We start from the raw sequence: 19,030 nt of genomic DNA on the forward strand, positions 1-19,030 counted from the left end.
TTTTGGGGCCGGCTCTGTCTTGCCTAGCCTATGCCGCTTCGACATCGCCCGGCGAAATCGGATTTGGGTTCGCCGAAACCGCAAGTCCGCTACAAAACGATTGCCGATGCCGTGCAGGTCCACATTCTGTATTGGGGGGTTTGCCACACCGATGTGCCGCATCCGCTTGCCGACATTTACCCGGGAATGTCCGATCGGAATATCGTCGGACGCGTGAGTAAAGTGGGCGCCCACGTGATCGTGTTCACCCACTCTCCCGGCATGGCCAAAGCCGCTCTGCGCGCCAATCCCGGCGAGACCGCGGTTACCGGCAATCGGCAACAAATCCGGCAGCGCATCCAGCGTTTTCATGTCTGGTTCGATAGCCTGGCGGTCGCAGGAGTGGCCGATGCCGGCGCCATGTTCTTGAGGCACGATGGCAGTCTGATCCAGGGGCGGCGCAGTCTGCTCGGCGGCATCAAGGAAACCCGGCGGCAACCGGACCCGCACGCTGGCCATGACAAGCTGGCAATCCCGATCCATAACGTCAATGACGTCCATAGCGCCAGCTCCGGTCGACGGCTGGAGACATTCCGCTTCGTCGTCGATGCGGCCTGGTTACGGCAAACGCGGTAATCCGGCCAAACGCCACGACCATGGAGGCCGGCGGGCTTTCGACGCGTTAGCACGTTTTGGAAAAGTATTGCCGCTGCAGCGTCAGTTAGCCTGGCTGACCAACGCGGCAAAGGTAATGGCGGGCAGAGCCGGGCTCTTGTAGTAGCCTTGATAGAAATCGCAGCCTTGCTTTGCGAGAAATTGCAGTTGAGCGGCGGTTTCTACGCCTTCCGCCAGTACTTTTAGTCTTAGCGTATGTGCCATGCCAATGATGGCTGAGGCAATTTCTTTATCATCGTCCGAGTCCGGAATATCATTGATAAACGATTTATCGATTTTGAGACTGTCCAGCGGGAAATGTTTCAGATATGCCAATGATGAGTAGCCGGTGCCGAAATCGTCAATCGCCAAGCGAACGCCCAGGGTTCGCAGTGAATTGAGGATTTTGACGGCTTCGGATTCTCTTTCCATCAGCGCGCTTTCCGTTAATTCCAATTCCAGGTACTCGGCCGGAAAGCCGGTCGTTTGCAGGATTTCCGTCACCCGCGCGCCAATATCGCCATGTCTGAATTGATGCAGCGATAAATTGACGGCCAATTTTAGCGGCTGCAATCCGGATTCGATCCAGCGCCGGCCCTGGCGGCAAACCTCTAGCAGCACCCATTCGCCAATCTCGCCAATCAGGCCGGTTTCTTCGGCCACCGGAATAAATTGGCTGGGCGGTATGATGCCTTCGTCGGGATGGTGCCAGCGTAATAGGGCTTCGGCACCGATCACGGTGCCGGTCCGGATATCGATCTGGGGTTGGTAATGGACCGTTAATTCGTTTTTCGCTATGGCTCGTCGCAATAGCGTTTCCAGTTTGATGCGGCGAACGGCTGCCTCGGTTAAATCTTCAGAAAAATATTTAAAAGTGCCGCGACCTTCTGCTTTCGCGCGATACAACGCGGCATCGGCTTGTTGCAGGAGCGCTTCGGATGTTTTGCCGTGCTCGGGGAATAAACTAATACCCACGCTGACGCCGATCCGTACTTCAATGCCTTTGGATAAATACCAAGGTTCGCTCAGCGATTCGATAATATCGGTAGCGACCAAGGCTGCATCCTGAGGGTGCGATAAATCTTCCAGCAATAATGCAAACTCGTCGCCACCCAGGCGGGTAACGGTATCGACACCCCTTAGCCGACTGGTTAGACGTTTGGAGACCTGTTGCAGCAACTCATCGCCAGCCAGATGGCCGTAACTGTCGTTAACGTCCTTAAATCGATCCAAATCCAGCATCAGGACGGCAAAAGACTTGCGGTCGCGACAGGATAATTCGATGCAGTGCTCAAGACGGGCAAACAGCAACAGACGATTGGGGAGCTCGGTTAAAGGATCGTGATGCGCCAGATAATCGAGGCGCTCGAACGCGCATTTTAGTTGGCTAATGTCGGAAAACACGGCCACGTAATGCGTCACTTGGCGATCTTCATTGCGCACCGCGCTGATATTGAGCATTTGGGGATAAATCTCGCCGTTCTTGCTACGGTTCCAGATTTCCCCTTGCCAGCTGCCGGTAGCATTGAGTTCCGCCCACATTGCCTGATAAAAAGCCGCATTTTGGCGGCCCGATTTCAGGATTCGCGGGGTTTGGTGCAGCACTTCAGCGGTCGAATAGCCGGTGAGTTCGGTAAAGACTCGATTGACGATCAGAATCCTGGTATTGGCGTCGGTCACCATGACTCCGTCCCGTGTGGTTTCGAACATGGCGGCAGCCTGCCGAAGATACTCGTCCTTGGCTTTTTGTTCGCTGATATCGCTGATCACGACCCGAAAACTTTCAGCGCCGGCGGCTGCGGCCATGCGGTTGATCTCAAGCCGCACCCAAAAGCCGACGCCATCCTGTTTGAGCAAGCGAAGTTCGAAAACCTGAGGCTCGCCCGTTTCCGTTATTTGTTTGCGATGTAGGTAATAAATGTCCTGATCGCTCGGCAGAATCAATTGAGTCAGCGGTTTTTTCAGCAAAGCCTTGCGGGTGGTGAGCAATAACTTTGCTGCGGTTAGGTTGGCATTCAGAATCACATCTCGATCGTTAACGGTGAGATAGCCAATCGGCGCCAAATCGTATAAATCGAAATAGGATGCCCAGGATTTTTCCAGTTCGTTTTGCGCGTGGCGTAGATTTGGTTCAGCATCTCAAGTTCGATCTGATGCACCTGTAGTTCATGCATCAGCCTTTTTTCTTCGCTTGCTGCTGTGCTCTGTCGCCTCGGGTTGGCAATAAGCTGCCGCTCTGCACTTAGACGCAGCTCGGCCGGATCTGGGGCGAGGTGCACCTGTTTTTTCATGCCTTATTCTCCCCGCAACTGGGCTTCCAGCCGCTTGGTTTCGGATATGTCGATAAACGTAATGACCACGCCGTCAATTACATTATCCTGGGTACGATAGGGCATGACGCGTACCTTGAACCAGCAGTTGTTGTTGGTTTTGACTTGTTTTTCGACAAACACCAATGTGCGTAGCACGTCCTGAGCATCCTGATGCAGTTGCGGGTAATCCAGCGAGGTCACGATATCGGTAAGCGGGCGGCCAATATCGCCGGCAATCAGCTTAAATAAATGCGTGGCGTGGCTGGTGAACCGGCGAACGTTCAAAGCGTTGTCCAGAAAAATCGTTGCGATCTCCATACTGTTGAGCAGGTTTTCCATATCGTTATTGACCCCTGACAAGTCAGTGACCTTGGCTTGCAGTTCTGCATTGACGGTCTGTAATTCCTCATTCAGCGACTGCATTTCTTCTTTGGACGTGGTCAATTCCTCGTTGGTGGATTGCAGCTCTTCGTTGGTGGATTGCAGTTCTTCATTCGAGGACTTCAACTCTTCCTGGGACGATTGCGCCTCTTCCAGAAGGCTTTGGTTTTCATCCTGGGCTTTTTTCAATTCGTCCAACGCAAGCTGCAGTTCGGCGTTCGGGGTGATACGGCGACTGTGCCTCTTGGGCTTCGGCGTTGCTACATCGGCGAAGACGAGCATCAGCGCCCCTTTCAATACCTCCGGCCTGTCGATAGCCTGCACGGTGAGATTGATTATCTGACTGCCCCCGTTGGTACCGACCGTCAAGCCCGAAAGTACGACCGGTTCCGATTGCATCTGTGCCAGTTTGATCGCATTCGCCAGTTCGTGGCGCAGTCCTTCCCGGGCCATGGCATGAATATTCAAATTGGCTTTGCCTGCAGCCGGTTCCAAGTATTTGCCGGTGCGGCCATGAATATAGAGTATATCGCCCTCGGCATTGACCAGCACCGCGGCCGGCGAGTACCTTTCCAGCAGTAATTGCTCGACTTGATGTTGCAAATTTATGATGGTTGTCGGCTTGGTGGAATCAGAATGCATTATGGCTTTTACGGGAAAATATTTAGTTGGGAATTCGATGTCGGCAACGGACAAGGGTTGCTCGGCCCGGCGGTATAACCGGGATTGGCTATCGATGGTCGAAAAGAACTCGTTATACATGCCGATGGTCTCGGCGTTGCCGAGCAACAAAACACCGCGCGCCGTCAGTGCGTAATGGAACAAGGGTATCAGTTTCTTTTGGCAATCTTGATTCAAGTAAATCAAGAGATTGCGGCAACATAGCAGGTCGAGTCGGGTAAACGGCGGATCGGCGATGATGTTTTGCTGAGCGAATATCACCATTTCCCGAATTTCCTTGTTTATGCAGTAACCGTTATCTTTGGCGATAAAAAAGCCATTCAGCCTGTCCGGGGAGACATCGGCGGCAATTGTTGCTGGATAAAACCCGCTTCGGGCTTTCTCGATCGCTTCGGCATCGAGATCGGTGGCGAAAATTTGCAGTTTGTAGAGGTGTTGCAGGCCGTTCTGGCTTAGGACCTCTTTGAACACGATGGCCAGGGAATAGGCTTCTTCTCCGGTCGAGCAGGCCGCTACCCAAGCCCTGAGTTCCTTGCCCTGGGGATACTCGGCCAGCAATGCCGGGATCACCTGGCGTTTAAGGTGATCCCAGACGGGCGCATCCCGGAAGAAATTGGTAACGCCAATCAGTAGTTCCTTGAACAGTAGATCTTGCTCTTGCGGGTTTTCGCGCAGATAGAGTGCGTAATGCGCCACCGTGTCGATTTGGTGTAACCCCAGCCGACGCTCGATGCGGCGGTAAAGAGTGTTTTTTTTGTATAAGGAAAAGTCGTTCCCGCTGCGAGCACGGAGTAAGGCGATGATTTGTTCCAGCGCACTTTGCGATTTCAGGGGAAGAACAGGTTCGGAAATCGCCTGCACTCCGCGGCGACTTTGCCGCAGTCTGTCCGCTATGTGTTCCCACAGGGTATCCGGCGGGGCGATGGCGTCCGCCAAACCGGCTTCGATAGCGCTTTGCGGCATGGCATCGAATTTGGCGCATTCCGGCGTTTGTACCAGCGCTATCCCGGCATTTTCCTTAATTGCACGCAAGCCCTCCGAACCGTCGGTGCCCATGCCGGACAGAATCACACCGATCGCACGCTCATGCTGGTCTTTAGCCAGAGCTTTGAAGAATAAATCGATCGGCAGACGCAATCCCCGCGGCGTGCTCAGGTCTAGCAAATGCAGCTTTCCTTGGCGAATAGACAGGTCTTTGTTGGCGGGAATCACGTAGACGCAGTCGGCTTTGACTTTGATTCCCTCGCTGACCGGGGTCACCTTCATTGGCGTGACCCTTTGCAGTAACTCCGCCAACATGCATTGGTGAGTTGGGTCGAGGTGTTGGACAACGACAAAGGCTGCGCCGCAATTGGGGGGGACTTGAGAAAGAAATTGTTCGATCGCCTCCAAACCGCCGGCGGACGCACCAATGCCGATGATCGTCGGCTCCATGTCAGTTTTGTTCATTGTCCGACCGAATTGATATCACCACTTTACTGGCTAATGAGGATTTTAGAACCATTCTAAACTGCGGATCAGCCGATCCCTAATCTAAAACCGCGAGTCTCTTTTTTACCGGAGAGGTCCGGCCAATTCTTGCACACGCCCGGCAGCCGGATTTTCACGGGCGACGGGCGGCCGGTCAATATCCGAAACCGTCAAGCTCAACCGCATGCCGAGTCGAGCCTGCGCGCACCGGCCGGTTTTGACGCACTCGCCTGGGTTTGTCTCGTCAAAAAGTTCTCAATCTTCAGGTCGTGAAAGATTGGCGTCCGGTAAACCCAAATAAAGCCGTTCCCGAGCGACGTCCCGTTAGGGCCGGCGGAGCGCAACCGAAAATAAGTATGTGCGACAGCGTACAGACCCCCGCTTGCGCTCGGCGTTAAGCTCAGACCTCCACTATTCGAGGAGGTACGCGATGAATCTGGCAATCGAACCCTTATTGGCGCTGGCGATAGGCATCTTAATTTTAATGGTGCCCCGATTTCTGAGTTATTTGGTGGCGGTGTATTTAATCGTCGTCGGAGTGTTGGGTCTGATACACCGCTAAGCGCGCAGATTCAATCCAATCCGAACAGTTGCACGTTAACGGCCTGAATTCATAAGGAGCATCACCATGTCACTTAGCACTCTGATACTTGTCATACTGATTTTAATGTTGTTGGGCTTAATCCCGGTCTGGCCGCATAGCCGTTCCTGGGGCTACGGACCCAGCGGCAGCTTAGGCTTAATATTAGTCATTGTTTTGATTCTGTTGGTACTCGGCAAAATCTAGCTCTTCTAGAAAGACGTTGGGTTGAATGCCATTCAACCCAGCCACTCTATTTTTGCCTACTGTCTTCCCAACGCGCTCCGCATCGACGATGTCGATGGGCAGCACGCATCCACACTCTCATCAGAACCGGAGAATAAATCCATGGCCAAGCGGCGAGAACAACGGCGGCATGTCAGAAGCGAGCATCCTGGCGGCGAGGAAGCGCCGATTCGCTTTGAATTGTTCAGCACGGAAAGGCTGGAACAACACGCAGACAGTCTGGCGCACGCCCAAAAAGTCATCACCTTGAAGAAAGGGCGCAAGCTGATTCCGCGGGTGCGCGAGAATGCCCAGGTTTTGTTGGAAGCTTACAAAGCCGTCGCCAAGGCGGTGCGCGAGCAACATGCCATCACCCCGGCAGCGGAATGGTTGCTGGATAATTTCCATGTGATCGAAGAGCAGATCAGCGACATTCATGTCGATCTGCCGGAAAGTTATTCGCGGGAATTGCCGAAACTCGCCGAGGGTGTATTGGCCGGATATCCCCGGGTTTACGGTATCGCCTGGGCCTTGGTGGCGCACACCGACAGCCGCTTCGCGCCGGATTTGCTGACCGTGTTCGTCAAAGCCTATCAGAGCGTCGATCCGCTGACACTGGGCGAACTATGGGCCATTCCGATTACGCTGCGGGTGTTGCTGGTCGAAAATCTGCGGCGTTTGGCCGTTAGCATCATGCGTTCGCAAAACGGCCGGCGCTTGGCGGATGAATTTGTCGATCATGTCGAACAAATCGTGGCCGGCACGGATAGGCCCGATCCGCCGGTTCCCAGCCCTGAATTGCCCGCCGAACCTTTACGCCAGGCCTATGCGGTGCAACTGCTGCAACGGTCGCATGACCCGCATCCGTCGATAGCGCTGTCCCTGGCGTTTCTGAACGACTGGCTGGGCGAGCAAGGCTTGAGCCTGGACGACATCGTGCAACGGGAACATGCTGCGCAAATCGCCGACAACCTGACGGTACGCAACATCATTACCAGTATGCGCGCCATTTCCGCATTCGATTGGCCGGGCTTTGTGGAGGATGTCAGTCTGGTCGATGCTTATCTACGCGGGCATGATGGCTATACCGCTATGGACTTTTTAACCCGCGATCGTTACCGCCACGCGATTGAGGAATTAGCCAAACACGCGCCGGCGTCCGAAGTGGAGATTGCGCGTCGGGCCGTCGCGGAAGCGCAAATCGCCAAAGATCAAGCCTGCCGAGATGCTCGGCAAACGGAGCCGGGCTATTATCTGATCGGTGCCGGCCGTTATGCTTTCGAGGCAAAACTCGCTTATCGGCCGCCCATCAAACAACGCCTGTTGCGCAGCTATGTCAGACATGCCGCCTGGGCTTATGTCGGTAGTGTGGGACTATTGACACTGTTGTTGCTGGCCTTGCCGTTGAGCGTATCCGCTGCGTCCGGGGTGAACGCTTTGCAGTTGGGTTTGTTGTGCCTGGTCCTTGCGTTTCCGGCTTCGGATATTGCTGTCGGCCTGATTAATCACTTCATTCTAGCCGGTTTGCCGCCCAATCATTTGCCGCGCTTGGAGCTAAAGCAGGGCGTGCCGGAAGCATTGAGCACGTTTGTGGTCGTGCCGACCATGTTCTTCAGCGCAAATGGCGTACTGCAACAAGTCGAACAAATGGAAATCCGTTATCTGGCCAACCCGGATGGCGCCGTGAGTTTTGCCTTGTTGTCGGATTGGGCGGATGCGGATCAGGAAACGCAGCCTAACGACGATGAGTTGCTCAGTCTTGCCCTAGATGGCGTCAACGCATTGAACGCCAAGTACGGTCAGCGCAGGTTTTATGTGTTTCACCGCAAACGTTTGTGGAATCCCAGCGAAGGTAAATGGATGGGTTGGGAGCGCAAGCGCGGAAAGTTGCAGGAATTCAATCGGCTATTGCGCGGTGCCTCCGATACCTCGTTTCTGCCAATCGGCGGCCAGCCGGCGGCCGCGCCGTCCGGGGTTTGCTATGTCATTACTTTGGACGCCGATACCAAATTGCCGATGGGCGTGGTTGCACAACTGGTTGGAGTGGCCGCACATCCTTTGAACAAGCCCGTGTTCGATGCCGACAGCCAACTCATCGTCGACGGTTACGGCATCTTGCAGCCCAGAGTTACGCCGACCTTGCCGCAACGCCAAGAGCGCTCAATGTTCCACCAAATTTTCGCCGGCGCCTCCGGTACCGATGCCTATTCCAGTTCGGTATCCGAGCTGTATCAGGACTTGTTCGGCCTCGGCACTTATAGCGGCAAGGGCCTATACCATGTCGACAGTTTCGAAGCGGCCTTGGCGGGGCGGGTCCCGGAGAACACTCAGCTCAGCCATGATTTGTTCGAGAGCGTTTACGTCCGGTGCGGCTTGGTTAGCGATATCGAGTTTTTCGAAGAATTTCCGTCGCACACCGAAGTCGCTGCCTCGCGCGGACATCGCTGGACCCGTGGCGATTGGCAACTAATACCCTGGATTTTCGGCCCGTTCGGCAAAGGCATGCCGATGATAGGCCGCTGGAAAATGCTCGACAATCTGCGCCGGTCGCTGTCGGCGCCGGCAGCCTTTTCCGCCCTGGTGGCAAGCTGGACCATACCCGAGGCGCCACTGGCGATGCTGATCGGCTTCGTGCTGACGGCCTTGGCTTTTCCGGCCATTCTGGCGGTTACCGCCGGCTTTACCTTACCCCGGCGCGGAATTACTTTTGCCACGCATTTGCGCAGTTCCTTGGAGAACATCGCCTGGGCACTGTGCAATAGCCTGGTGGCGTTAACGCTGTTGGCGCAACAGGCCTGGTTGATGACCGACGCTATCGTCACCACGCTGGTGCGCTTGTTCGTCACGCGCCGCAAATTGCTGAAATGGGTGACGGCCTTGCAAGCTAAAGCCGGGGCAGGCCATGCGTTGAAGAATTTAATCCGCCCGCTCAGCCATTCGTCCTCGGTGGTGTTCGGTGCCGGCGCGTTGGTGGTGGTGTTCAATCCGGCCGCGATTGTGCCGGCGGCGCCGTTTTTACTGCTTTGGTGGTTGGCGCCGGTGGTGGCGCGGGCCTTGAGTCTGCCGCCTAAAATCGATAGCGCCGAAGCGCTGTTGCCGGCCGATAGCGCGCAATTGCGCTTGTATGGCCGGCGTATCTGGCGGTTTTTTACCGCCTTTGTCACGCCGGCAGAACACTATCTGCCGCCGGATAATTTTCAGGAAGATCCGCAAGCGGTTATCGCCCATCGCAGTTCGCCGACCAATTTCGGTCTGTATTTGTTGTCGGTGGTGTCCGCCCGTGATTTCGGCTGGCTAGGTTTGATCGACACCGTCGAGCGTCTGGAAGCGACGCTGGCCACTCTGACCGACTTGCCCAAACTGCACGGGCATTTTTATAACTGGTACGACACCCGCAACTTGCAAATGCTGGAACCACGTTACGTGTCCACCGTCGATAGCGGCAATCTGGCCGGCCATGTGCTGACGCTGGCGCAAGCCTGCCGGGACATGGCCGGCCGACCGCTGGATTTAAACAACGCGTTGCTTGGACTGGCCGATACGCATCGCTTATTGCTAGACGCTTTGACCAATATCGGCGATAACCGCCGAACCCTGACGGTAACCTTAAAAGAATTGCGGCAAAAAGCCGATACTTTAACCGAGCTACTGGCCAGCCGTCCCACAGACGCCGTTACCTGGAGCGCGCTGTGGCAGCAATTGACCGTGTGCGGCAACGCCTTGCTCGATCTGGCGAATGCGCATGCCGCGGAACGCGGCGATAGCCAGGATAACGAAGTGCTGGCCTGGGCTGGCTTTTTATTCGACGACATCCGTTCGCATGCCCGCGATGTGGCTATGTTGCTTCCGTGGATTCATTTTCCCGAGCAATACCCGCCACTCTGTACACAGAGTGGCGAAACAAACCAGCAATTTGCTCTGGAAACGCCGCTATGCGAACTCCCCGACCGCTATGCTGCTTGGGCCGATCATGCAGAATATGCCCGGCCGGAACAGGCAACTTCCGCTCAGAAGGCCTTGATTGTGCTGCTGCGCCGGGCTGGCGAACAGACCGGGGCCCTGCATCGGCGCCTGGCTATCATGGCCGATCGGTTTGAAGGTTTGTTTCGGGACATGGATTTTCGGTTTTTGTACGACGCCAATCGGCACATGTTTGCCATCGGCTACCGGGTGGCGGAAGGCGCCATCGATCCCAGTTATTACGATCTGCTGGCGTCCGAGGCCAGGTTGTCCAGTCTTATCGCCATCGCCAAACGCGACGTGCCCAGTTCCCATTGGTTCCACTTGGGCCGGCGGGTGACGCGTGTCGCCCACGGCACGGTTTTGCTGTCCTGGTCCGGGTCGATGTTCGAATACCTGATGCCGTCGTTGGTAACCTTTACCCCGCGCTACAGCCTGCTGGATCAGACCTGCCGCTTGGTGGTAAAGCGCCAGATCGAATACGGCAAGGAACGCGGCGTGCCGTGGGGCGTGTCGGAATCGGCGTTCAACGGCCGAGACATCTACTTGACCTACCAGTATTCCGCCTTCGGCGTGCCCGGTCTGGGCATGAAGCGCGGCTTGGGCGAAGAACTGGTAATAGCCCCTTACGCCACGGCCTTGGCGGCGATGTATCTACCGCATGCCGCGGTCGAAAACTTCGCCTGCCTGGAACGGGAAGGTGCGCTGGGGCGTTATGGTTTTTACGAAGCGCTGGATTTTACACCGGTCCGTCTGGCGGATGGCCAGCGTGTGGCATTGGTGCGTTGTTATATGGCGCATCATCAAGGGATGTCGCTGGTAGCGTTCGCCAATGTGATACATGACGGATCGATGCGGCACCGTTTCCATCGCGCGGCGCTGATTCAAGCCGCGGATTTATTGTTGCAGGAACGTATCCCGCACGGAGCCGATACCAGCGTACTGCCGTTGTTGCAGGAACTGTCCGATGTGAAAGAAACCGTGCAACCGCCGGTGCGCCGAGTGCCGTCGCCGATGTCGCCCGTGCCGTCCACGCTGCTGCTATCCAATGGCCGTTACTCGGTCATGTTGACTGCTGCAGGTTCCGGCTATAGCCAGTGGCGGAATCTGGCTGTCACCCGTTGGCGGGAAGATACCACTCGCGATGCCTGGGGCAGTTATTTATACCTGCGCGACGTCGAGAGCGGCCAGGTCTGGTCGGCCGGCTACCAACCGACTACTGCCACCCCTGACCACTATGACGTGGTGTTTGTCGAGGACCGGGCGCGGATCACGCGTACCGATGGCGCTATTGTCACTACTCTGGAAATCGTGGTGTCGCCGGAAGACGATGCCGAAATCCGCCGGCTGAGTTTGACCAATAACAGCATGCGCGAGCGCGAAGTGGAAGTGACGTCTTATGCCGAAATCGTGCTGACGACGCTGCCGGCCGACATCGCCCATCCGGCGTTTTCCAATTTGTTTGTGCATACCGAGTACTTGCCGCAGACCAGGGCATTAATCGCACACCGCCGGCAACGCTCCACCGAAGACCCGCAATTGTGGGCCGCGCACGTGCTGGCCGACCGCCAAACCGGCGATGGTTTGCAATATGAAACCGACCGGGCTCGTTTCATAGGCCGCGGCCAAACTTTGCGGGCGCCATTGGCTGTGATGGACGGCCGACCGTTAAGCAATACCGTCGGGGCGGTGCTCGATCCGATATTCAGCCTGCGCACTCGCGTTAAAATCGCCGCGGGGGCGACCGAGCATCTGACCTTTACCACGCTGGTCGCCGCCTCGCGGCAGGCTGCCGCGGATTTGGCCGACAAATATCATAATCTGATGGCCTGGGAACGGGTGTCTGCCCTGGCCTGGACCCATGCCCATGTGCAACTGCACCATTTGCATACCAAGCCGGATGAGGCTCAGTTGTTTCAAATGCTGGCCAATCGGCTGATTTATGCCGATCCGTCGTTAAGGCCGGCCGGGAAGTTGCTGCAACTGAATAAGCTGAATGTCGCCGGTTTGTGGCGCCACGGTATTTCCGGCGATAGACCGATCTTGTTGCTGCGGGTCGGCGAGCCGGAAGATCGCGCGATTGTTGCGCAATTGCTGCGCGCTCACGAATATTGGCGGATTAAAGGCCTCACCGTCGATCTGCTGATCCTGAATGAAAGGGAAGCCTCTTACGTCGAGGACTTTCACAATCTGCTGGAAACGCTGGTGCGGGAAAATCTGGCGCGTTCTGCGTTGGCAGAGCACGAACGGCAGGGTGCTATTTTTGTGCAGCAGGCCGGTCAGTTATCCCTGGAAGAGCGGCGTTTGTTACAGACGGCGGCGCGGGCGATGTTGGTGGGCAATCGCGGTACCCTGGCCGAACAACTGTTAAGGCATCCGCGCCCGGCGATGCCGTTCATCGCCATGCCCTCCCTGCCGTTACTGACGGGTGAAGCGCCGGTACTGGCGGCACCGCCGCTGGAAATGTTCAATGGGTTGGGTGGCTTTGCCGAAGACGGCCGCGAATATGTGATCGTGCTGGATAAAGGCCAGAACACGCCGGCGCCGTGGATCAACGTGATTGCCAATCCTGAATTCGGTTTCACGGTCTCCGAGTTGGGTAGCGGTTGCACCTGGTGCGGCAATAGCCGCGAGAACCAATTAACGCCCTGGTCGAACGATCCGGTCGGCGATGCGCCGGGCGAGGTATTTTATTTACGCGATGACGAAACCAACGAACTGTGGACGCCGACCGCGCTACCGATCCGGGTCGAAAACGCCAGTTATCTGATTCGGCACGGCCAGGGTTATAGCCGCTTCGAGCATGCCTCCCACGGCGTGCATAGCGACTTGTTGCAGTTCGTCCATCCGGTCGATCCGGTCAAACTGTCCGTGTTGACTCTGACCAATGTGTCCGGACGACGTCGGCGCTTGAGCGTAACCGCCTATCTGGAATGGGTGCTCGGTGCCTCGCGCAGCGTCACCGCGCCGCATATCGTCACCGAACTCGATCCGGAAACCGGCGCGATGCTGGCCTATAACCCTTGGGATCAGGAATTTGGCGAGCAGATCGCTTTTGCCGATTTGGCCGGACGGCAAACGGCCTGGACCGCCAATCGCAGCGAATTTCTAGGTCGTAACGGCAGCCTGGACGCGCCGGCCGGCTTGTTGAGCCGCAAACCGCTGAAAAACCGGGTCGGTGCGGGTATGGACGCTTGCGCGGCTTTGCAAACCAGCTTTGAACTGGCGCCTGGTGAAAATATTGAGCTTGTCTTTTTATTGGGGCAGGGCAAGGATAAAGCGCACGCCAGCGAATTAATCCGCCGACACAGGTCAAATGACGTTGCCGCTGCGTTTACCGAGGTCAAACAGTCATGGCAAGACATACTGGGTAAGGTGCAAGTCAAAACCCCGGACCGCGAGCTGGATGTGTTGTTGAACGGTTGGCTGCTGTATCAAACCTTGAGTTGCCGGATGTGGGCGAGGGCGGCGTTCTATCAGGTCGGCGGCGCGTTTGGTTTTCGCGATCAATTGCAGGACAGCATGGCCTTGGCGTTGACCAGGCCCGATTTGACCCGCGCGCATATTCTGCGCGCCGCCGCCCGCCAGTTCGAAGCGGGCGACGTGCAACATTGGTGGCATCCGCCGACCGGTCGCGGTGTGCGCACCCGTTTTTCCGATGATCGGGTCTGGCTGCCGTTTGTGGTCGCCCACTATCTAAAGGTCAGCGGCGATAACGCGATACTGGAGGAATTATTACCGTTTCTGGAAGGGCCTGAGTTGGCGGAGGGGCAAGACGACGCCTATTTTCATCCGACCGAAACCGGACGAGAAGCCACTCTGTTCGAGCATTGCGCGCGGACGTTGGATTTGAGTCTGGCTACCGGTGCCCACGGTTTGCCGTTGATCGGCAGCGGCGACTGGAATGACGGCATGAATCGGGTCGGCAACCGCGGGCAGGGCGAGAGCATTTGGCTGGCCTGGTTCCTGATCAAAACCCTGTCGGATTTTGCCGCGATTGCCGAAACGCGTGGCGAGAATGAACGCGCCGCGAGATGGCTGGAGCATGCCGGACAACTGCGTAGCGCCGTCGAAGCGGAGGGCTGGGACGGTGCCTGGTACCGGCGCGCCTATTTCGACGACGGCTCACCGCTAGGCTCGGCCACCAATGCCGAATGCCGGATCGATGCCATCGCCCAAAGTTGGGGCGTCATCTCCGGTGCCGCCGACCCGGAGCGGGTGCGGCGGGCGATGGAGTCGGTACGCGAATATCTGGTGCGCTACGGCGACGATTTGCTGTTGTTGTTCACGCCGCCGTTCGACAAGACCGAGCGCGACCCCGGCTATATCAAAAGTTATCCGCCCGGCATCCGCGAGAACGGCGGGCAATACACCCACGCCGCAATCTGGTCGGTGATTGCCTATGCGCTGCTCGGCGAAGGCGATCAAGCCGCCGAATTGCTGCGCATGCTGAATCCGATCAAGCGCAGCGCCAGCCGAACCGGGGTCTATGCCTATAAAGTCGAGCCCTATGTGCTGGCGGCGGATATTTATTCAGAGGCACCGCACGCCCGCCGCGGCGGCTGGACCTGGTATACCGGCGCGTCCGGTTGGTTTTATCGGGCCGGGTTGGAATCGATCCTGGGTTTACAACTGCGCGGCGACCGCTTGCTGTTCGAACCGTGTATTCCGAAAGCCTGGCTAGGCTACAGCATGGTCTATCGGCATGGTGCCAGTGTTTATAACATCAGTGTTGAGAATCCGGATGGCGCCACCCGTGGCGTTGCCTGCCTCGAGTTGGACGGCGTAGCGCAAGTGCCTGGCGAAGGCATTGGTTTGCGGGACGACGGAAAACAGCATCGAGTCTTAGTGGTTGTGGGCCTTGCGCAAGTCGTTGCCACCTAGCGGTCAATCTGTTGGTTACCGTACCGACGGTTGATGGGATTAGGGTTACTGTGTTGGTTGAGCGTCGAGAAAACTTAATTCGCGCTTGGATCATGGCTAATCCGGCTATGGTCGACATTTCAGGAGATCAACATGCATAAAGAAGCCATGAAAGGCCGAGTCGAATCGATAAAGGCCAAAGTGATAGACATCACCGGTAACACTCGGGACGACAATTTCAGTGAGGATGGCAGTGAGGTGCCGATGCATGCCGATAAGGATAGGGTCGGCTTTGCCGCTACCCGACGCAATGTGAAGAAAGGCAACAAAAACGATCGTTATTGAATGCCGCTCAACCAAGACTGGATCGCCAAATTACTATTGAGGGTAATGAGTCCAGATTTCGAACCCATTATTGAAGGAAAACTATATGAATATTATCCGTACTAAATTGATCGGCCTATCAGCGGGCAGCGTTTTGATTTTTTGCGCTGTCAATGCCGAGGCGGCGGAAAGCCATATGGCACTGTCGTTGGAACACGCCCAAACGGCCGCTAAAACCGGCGACGTAAAAACCGTTGCCGATCATGCCGATGCCGCAAAGGGCCATATCAAAATGGTCGATGAGCACCTAAAAGCCGCCGTCACCAGTCTGGATGCCGCGATTGCACACGGGAAACAGGGCCATGCCGATTTAGCGAAAAAATCTGCCGAAGAAGCCGTGGCTCATCTGAAAGCCGCGCAATAGCATCAATTCTGTTGTCGCGTAAAAACGGCGGATGAATAACCCGCCGTTTTTTTATGTCCCATCGTGTCGAAGCAGGGAACCAGAATAAGCCGGACGCGCAAAACCGCTCGCCCGGTTTCGCTGGTGCTTACGAATATACGACGTTGGATTTACGGCGTCCGGTAAACAATAAACCCAGCACTGCGCTAGTCATCAACCATGCCGAGGCCGGTAAGGGCACGGCCGACGGGCCGTCGCTAGTGGCTTGGGAAGGGCTGATGTCGAACGAATACAAAAAGTGCAAATTGTTAAACGCTCCCGCATCTGCAAACATTAGCAAGGTCGCGTCCGAGCCAAGATTGGCATTGCCGAACGCCGAACTCCAAAGACCGCCGGACAGCATTCCAATTTGAAAATTACTGGAGCCCAATAGCGTACCGGATGATGTACCGGTGTTGACAGTGTAATTGGAGCCGCTGGCGGCAAACGATACCGCGCCGACACCGGTAAATGTGACGACGGGGGTGGCGCTAGCGATGTTAGCCGTGTCTTCGAAAATCCCGAAGGTATCGGACAGCGAGGGAAACGGAAACGATGTCGGGCTGAATGCCAGAAAGTTCGCGTCGCCATCGTTCGGTGCCCAAACGCTAGCAGAACTAGCGGTCGACATGGCTAACAGGCAAGCAGCAAATGAGGTTTTTACGAATGGATTGATTTTCATAGGTTTTTCCAAAAAATGTTATGTTAACAAACGGCCATCCCGTGGCCGACTTACCCCCCAGCCGGGTATCGTTTTGCAATGCCGGCTGCGACAGAGTTTTTTCGACTGTTAATTGCGTAGCCATATACAGTCGTGCTGCCTTTGGACCTATCGCCCGAGCGCATAGGGATACCCGCCAAAAAATCGTTCCGCAGATCAAATTCCAGACTAGCGTAATGGTTAAAGCTCATGCTCTGGAGTTGGCTAAACCAACCGCGACTGATGCGATTGCCAGATTGTCCGGAGATTGCCGTCTGGTAAGGGCAGCGCTGGCATCGCTATGGGTTTACGAACCGAGTTCAGCAGGCCTTTGCAAGTCAAGCGATTGCGTCGTTTTGGGGTACGGTCCAGCAAACACAGTAACAGTTTAAGCGTTGCCTACCCGGAGCGTCGGTGCGTTATCCAACATAGGTTGCTTGGTGCTCTTGCCCCATTTTTAGCCCTGCGGGCCAGAGTGGAAATTCGAGTTTCGGATATGGATCGGTTCCGGCGCGGTGGAATCGATCCGTCTGATATCTAGTATTCAGTCTATGTACGCTGGCGCACCGAGCCTGTCAGGTTTTGGCGGTATCGTTTGCCACGGGTGAGATCAGAGTATTCCGCCTTGGTCATGGCATTTTGCCTATGGCTGACACCACTGGAGAACCGCATGAACAAAGAACAAGTGAAAGGCCGAGTCGTAGAACTCAAAGGTAAAGCTAAGGAAGCTGTCGGTGTTCTGGTTGACGACAAGTCCTTGCAGGTAGAGGGAAACGTTCAAAAAAACTTAGGCAAGTTGGAAGCCGGATTTGGCGATTTGAAGCAGGAGCTAAAAAACAAGCTGTAAATACATGCGTCATTTTTTCAAGGATAAATGCTGCGGCCATTTGCCGGCATATCCGGATTTTCCATCGGCTATGCGTAGCCTTTAACGGAGAGATACCATGCTCGAAACTATTGCAATTTTATTAGTCATCCTATGGGTACTGGGGTTGGTGTCTTCGTACACACTCGGCGGTTTCATTCATATTTTGTTGGTTCTCGCGCTGATTGCGATTGCTCTGCGTATTATTCAAGGCAGAAGAGTGTTGTGACGGAGAGTGGTGCCTCGGCGACGAGACTTCCGTAAGGTCGCCGCAGGGCATTCGCGGTTAGATCGATCGATTAACAGTTAGGGGAACTGGGTTGATTGAAGCGCTTCATCAACCTGCTTACCGGTAACGCGGAATATAAGGTATGAAGCATCAACATCAGGTCGATTACGTTTCTAAGCCGAGTAGGTTCGGCCGTTCCTGAATCCGTAATCGTCTTGCGTGGTTCGCGCGGCGGGCATTTGCTGAGTTCGCCGGTTATGAATCCGATACTACCCGCCAGTATCAAACTGGCTGGAGACACCATTTTTCTGCGTATACTCCCGATCAATTCCAGTTTGCAGGTCGTGACCGCCCGTTGCCGATTAAGCACGCGCCGTTCCGCGTCGCGGATTTGTGTATGCAAACAATGGGATGTGCCTTTGTGTCCGAGCTTCACCGGCGTCATCCTCGCCTCCGGTTTGAAGGCGGCTTTAACGGTGTTTTCAAACTACGCTGCAGGGCCGGGAATTGAAGATAACGGCTTTGGCGACGGATCAGGCTGCAAAGCACGAGTGCCGACAGCAAGTTGATGGCTACCGCAATCAATATCGCGGTGCCGACCGCCAGCCCGTACTCGGCCAGCCAATGTACTCCGGCCGCAAGCAGAGCCAGCCAAGCGGCGCTGAGCAATAAAGCGAGCATGATTCCAGCGACGATTATGGTCACTAAACTTTGGCCGGCCCGGCGCGTTTCTAACGCGGCGAGCCGAAAGCGATCCTGGCCTAAACCATACAATTGATCCCATAGGGCCTGGATATCCGCCAGCACTCCGGCCTCGCTAGCCTGCTCGGCAGGTGCGGTGGAGGACACGGAACCATGGTTTTGCTCTACGGAGTTCGAACTCATGTGGCTTGAGGCCTAACGACTGCTCAATAGTCGGCTGAGTAAAAATCCGGCCGCAACCGCAATGCCTAACGATGTGACCGGGTTATCGCGAATATAGCCTTGGCAGTTTTTCACGAGGCGTTGCTCGGCGGTTTTAAATTGTTCGCTTTTTTGATCCAGCGTATCCGCCGCTTGATGAGATGCGCTGGCGATTTTATCCACGGCTTCGTGGACGTAATTGGATGCTTTATCGATTGTTTCCATCTGGTTTTATCCTCTTATTTAAGGCGCATATCGTTTTTTACCGAGGTTACGCCCTTTACATTGCGGGCAATTTCCACTGCCCTGTTGATGTCGGCTTGGGAACTGACGAAACCGCTTAATTGCACTATCCCCTTGAACGTCTCGACATTGATTTGACCGGATCTCAGATTGGGCTCATCGAACAACATCGCTTTCACCTTGGTGGTGATGACGCTGTCAGAGAAGTGGCTCCATTCG

Annotated in this window: 15 protein-coding genes; 8 read left to right on the forward strand and 7 right to left on the reverse strand. The window is 55.7% G+C overall.

Annotation, left to right across the window (positions count from 1 at the left end; translation table 11 throughout):
* Positions 1-63: 63 nt before the first annotated feature.
* Entirely contained in the window at positions 64-615 is a 552-nt protein-coding gene (locus C2U68_RS12285) for a hypothetical protein (RefSeq protein WP_140912777.1), read from the forward strand.
* A gap of 81 nt (positions 616-696) precedes the next feature.
* Here the strand turns inward: C2U68_RS12285 and C2U68_RS12290 are convergent, their stop codons facing one another.
* Genes C2U68_RS12290 through C2U68_RS12300 form a run of 3 tightly spaced genes read right to left on the reverse strand, consistent with a single transcriptional unit; the run spans position 697 to position 5,456 of the window.
* Positions 697-2,658, reverse strand: coding sequence for a bifunctional diguanylate cyclase/phosphodiesterase (locus C2U68_RS12290; protein WP_260839335.1), 1,962 nt, complete (start codon positions 2,656-2,658; stop codon positions 697-699).
* A complete protein-coding gene (locus C2U68_RS12295) occupies positions 2,655-2,924 on the reverse strand; it encodes a hypothetical protein (RefSeq protein WP_140912779.1) in 270 nt (89 codons plus the stop codon). The genes C2U68_RS12290 and C2U68_RS12295 overlap by 4 nt, the downstream gene beginning before the upstream one ends.
* A 3-nt stretch (positions 2,925-2,927) precedes the next feature.
* Positions 2,928-5,456: a chemotaxis protein CheB gene (locus C2U68_RS12300; protein WP_222101906.1), complete on the reverse strand. Its 2,529-nt coding sequence runs from the start codon at positions 5,454-5,456 to the stop codon at positions 2,928-2,930.
* A 451-nt stretch (positions 5,457-5,907) separates the two neighbouring features.
* Between C2U68_RS12300 and C2U68_RS12305 the strand changes: the two genes are divergently transcribed.
* From C2U68_RS12305 to smbP, 5 genes are all read left to right on the forward strand, one after another.
* The gene (locus tag C2U68_RS12305; RefSeq protein ID WP_140912780.1) at positions 5,908-6,039 is read left to right on the forward strand and encodes a DUF3096 domain-containing protein; all 132 of its coding nucleotides are present in this window, start codon (positions 5,908-5,910) and stop codon (positions 6,037-6,039) included.
* A gap of 66 nt (positions 6,040-6,105) precedes the next feature.
* A complete protein-coding gene (locus tag C2U68_RS12310; protein WP_140912781.1) occupies positions 6,106-6,264 on the forward strand; it encodes a DUF3309 family protein in 159 nt (52 codons plus the stop codon).
* 141 nt (positions 6,265-6,405) lie between these two features.
* A complete protein-coding gene (locus C2U68_RS12315; RefSeq protein WP_140912782.1) occupies positions 6,406-15,126 on the forward strand; it encodes a GH36-type glycosyl hydrolase domain-containing protein in 8,721 nt (2,906 codons plus the stop codon).
* Between the two features lie 132 nt (positions 15,127-15,258).
* Positions 15,259-15,450 (forward strand): hypothetical protein, encoded by a 192-nt coding sequence (locus C2U68_RS12320; protein WP_140912783.1) that lies wholly within the window; start codon positions 15,259-15,261, stop codon positions 15,448-15,450.
* A gap of 85 nt (positions 15,451-15,535) precedes the next feature.
* Entirely contained in the window at positions 15,536-15,853 is a 318-nt protein-coding gene (smbP, locus tag C2U68_RS12325) for a small metal-binding protein SmbP (RefSeq protein ID WP_140912784.1), read from the forward strand.
* A gap of 127 nt (positions 15,854-15,980) precedes the next feature.
* Here smbP and C2U68_RS12330 read toward each other — a convergent pair whose 3' ends face one another.
* Positions 15,981-16,553: a hypothetical protein gene (locus tag C2U68_RS12330; protein WP_140912785.1), complete on the reverse strand. Its 573-nt coding sequence runs from the start codon at positions 16,551-16,553 to the stop codon at positions 15,981-15,983.
* Positions 16,554-17,241: 688 nt separating this feature from the next.
* Here C2U68_RS12330 and C2U68_RS12335 point away from each other — a divergent pair.
* Together C2U68_RS12335 and C2U68_RS12340 are read left to right on the forward strand one after the other, a co-directional pair.
* Positions 17,242-17,418 carry a CsbD family protein gene (locus tag C2U68_RS12335; protein ID WP_140912786.1) on the forward strand — a complete coding sequence of 59 codons (177 nt, stop codon included), beginning with the start codon at positions 17,242-17,244 and terminating at the stop codon, positions 17,416-17,418.
* A gap of 97 nt (positions 17,419-17,515) precedes the next feature.
* Positions 17,516-17,665 (forward strand): lmo0937 family membrane protein, encoded by a 150-nt coding sequence (locus C2U68_RS12340; protein ID WP_140912787.1) that lies wholly within the window; start codon positions 17,516-17,518, stop codon positions 17,663-17,665.
* A 441-nt stretch (positions 17,666-18,106) separates the two neighbouring features.
* On the opposite strand, the gene C2U68_RS12345 is transcribed toward C2U68_RS12340, so the two are convergent.
* The 3 genes from C2U68_RS12345 to C2U68_RS12355 form a co-directional block, all read right to left on the reverse strand.
* Positions 18,107-18,472 (reverse strand): phage holin family protein, encoded by a 366-nt coding sequence (locus tag C2U68_RS12345; protein ID WP_260839336.1) that lies wholly within the window; start codon positions 18,470-18,472, stop codon positions 18,107-18,109.
* A 90-nt stretch (positions 18,473-18,562) separates the two neighbouring features.
* A complete protein-coding gene (locus tag C2U68_RS12350; protein WP_140912789.1) occupies positions 18,563-18,793 on the reverse strand; it encodes a YqjD family protein in 231 nt (76 codons plus the stop codon).
* 14 nt (positions 18,794-18,807) lie between these two features.
* On the reverse strand, positions 18,808-19,030 hold a 223-nt coding region (locus tag C2U68_RS12355), incomplete at its 5' end, for a BON domain-containing protein (protein WP_140912790.1).

It is taken from the genome of Methylomonas koyamae (genome assembly GCF_006483455.1).
GTDB classification, from domain to species: domain Bacteria; phylum Pseudomonadota; class Gammaproteobacteria; order Methylococcales; family Methylomonadaceae; genus Methylomonas; species Methylomonas koyamae_B.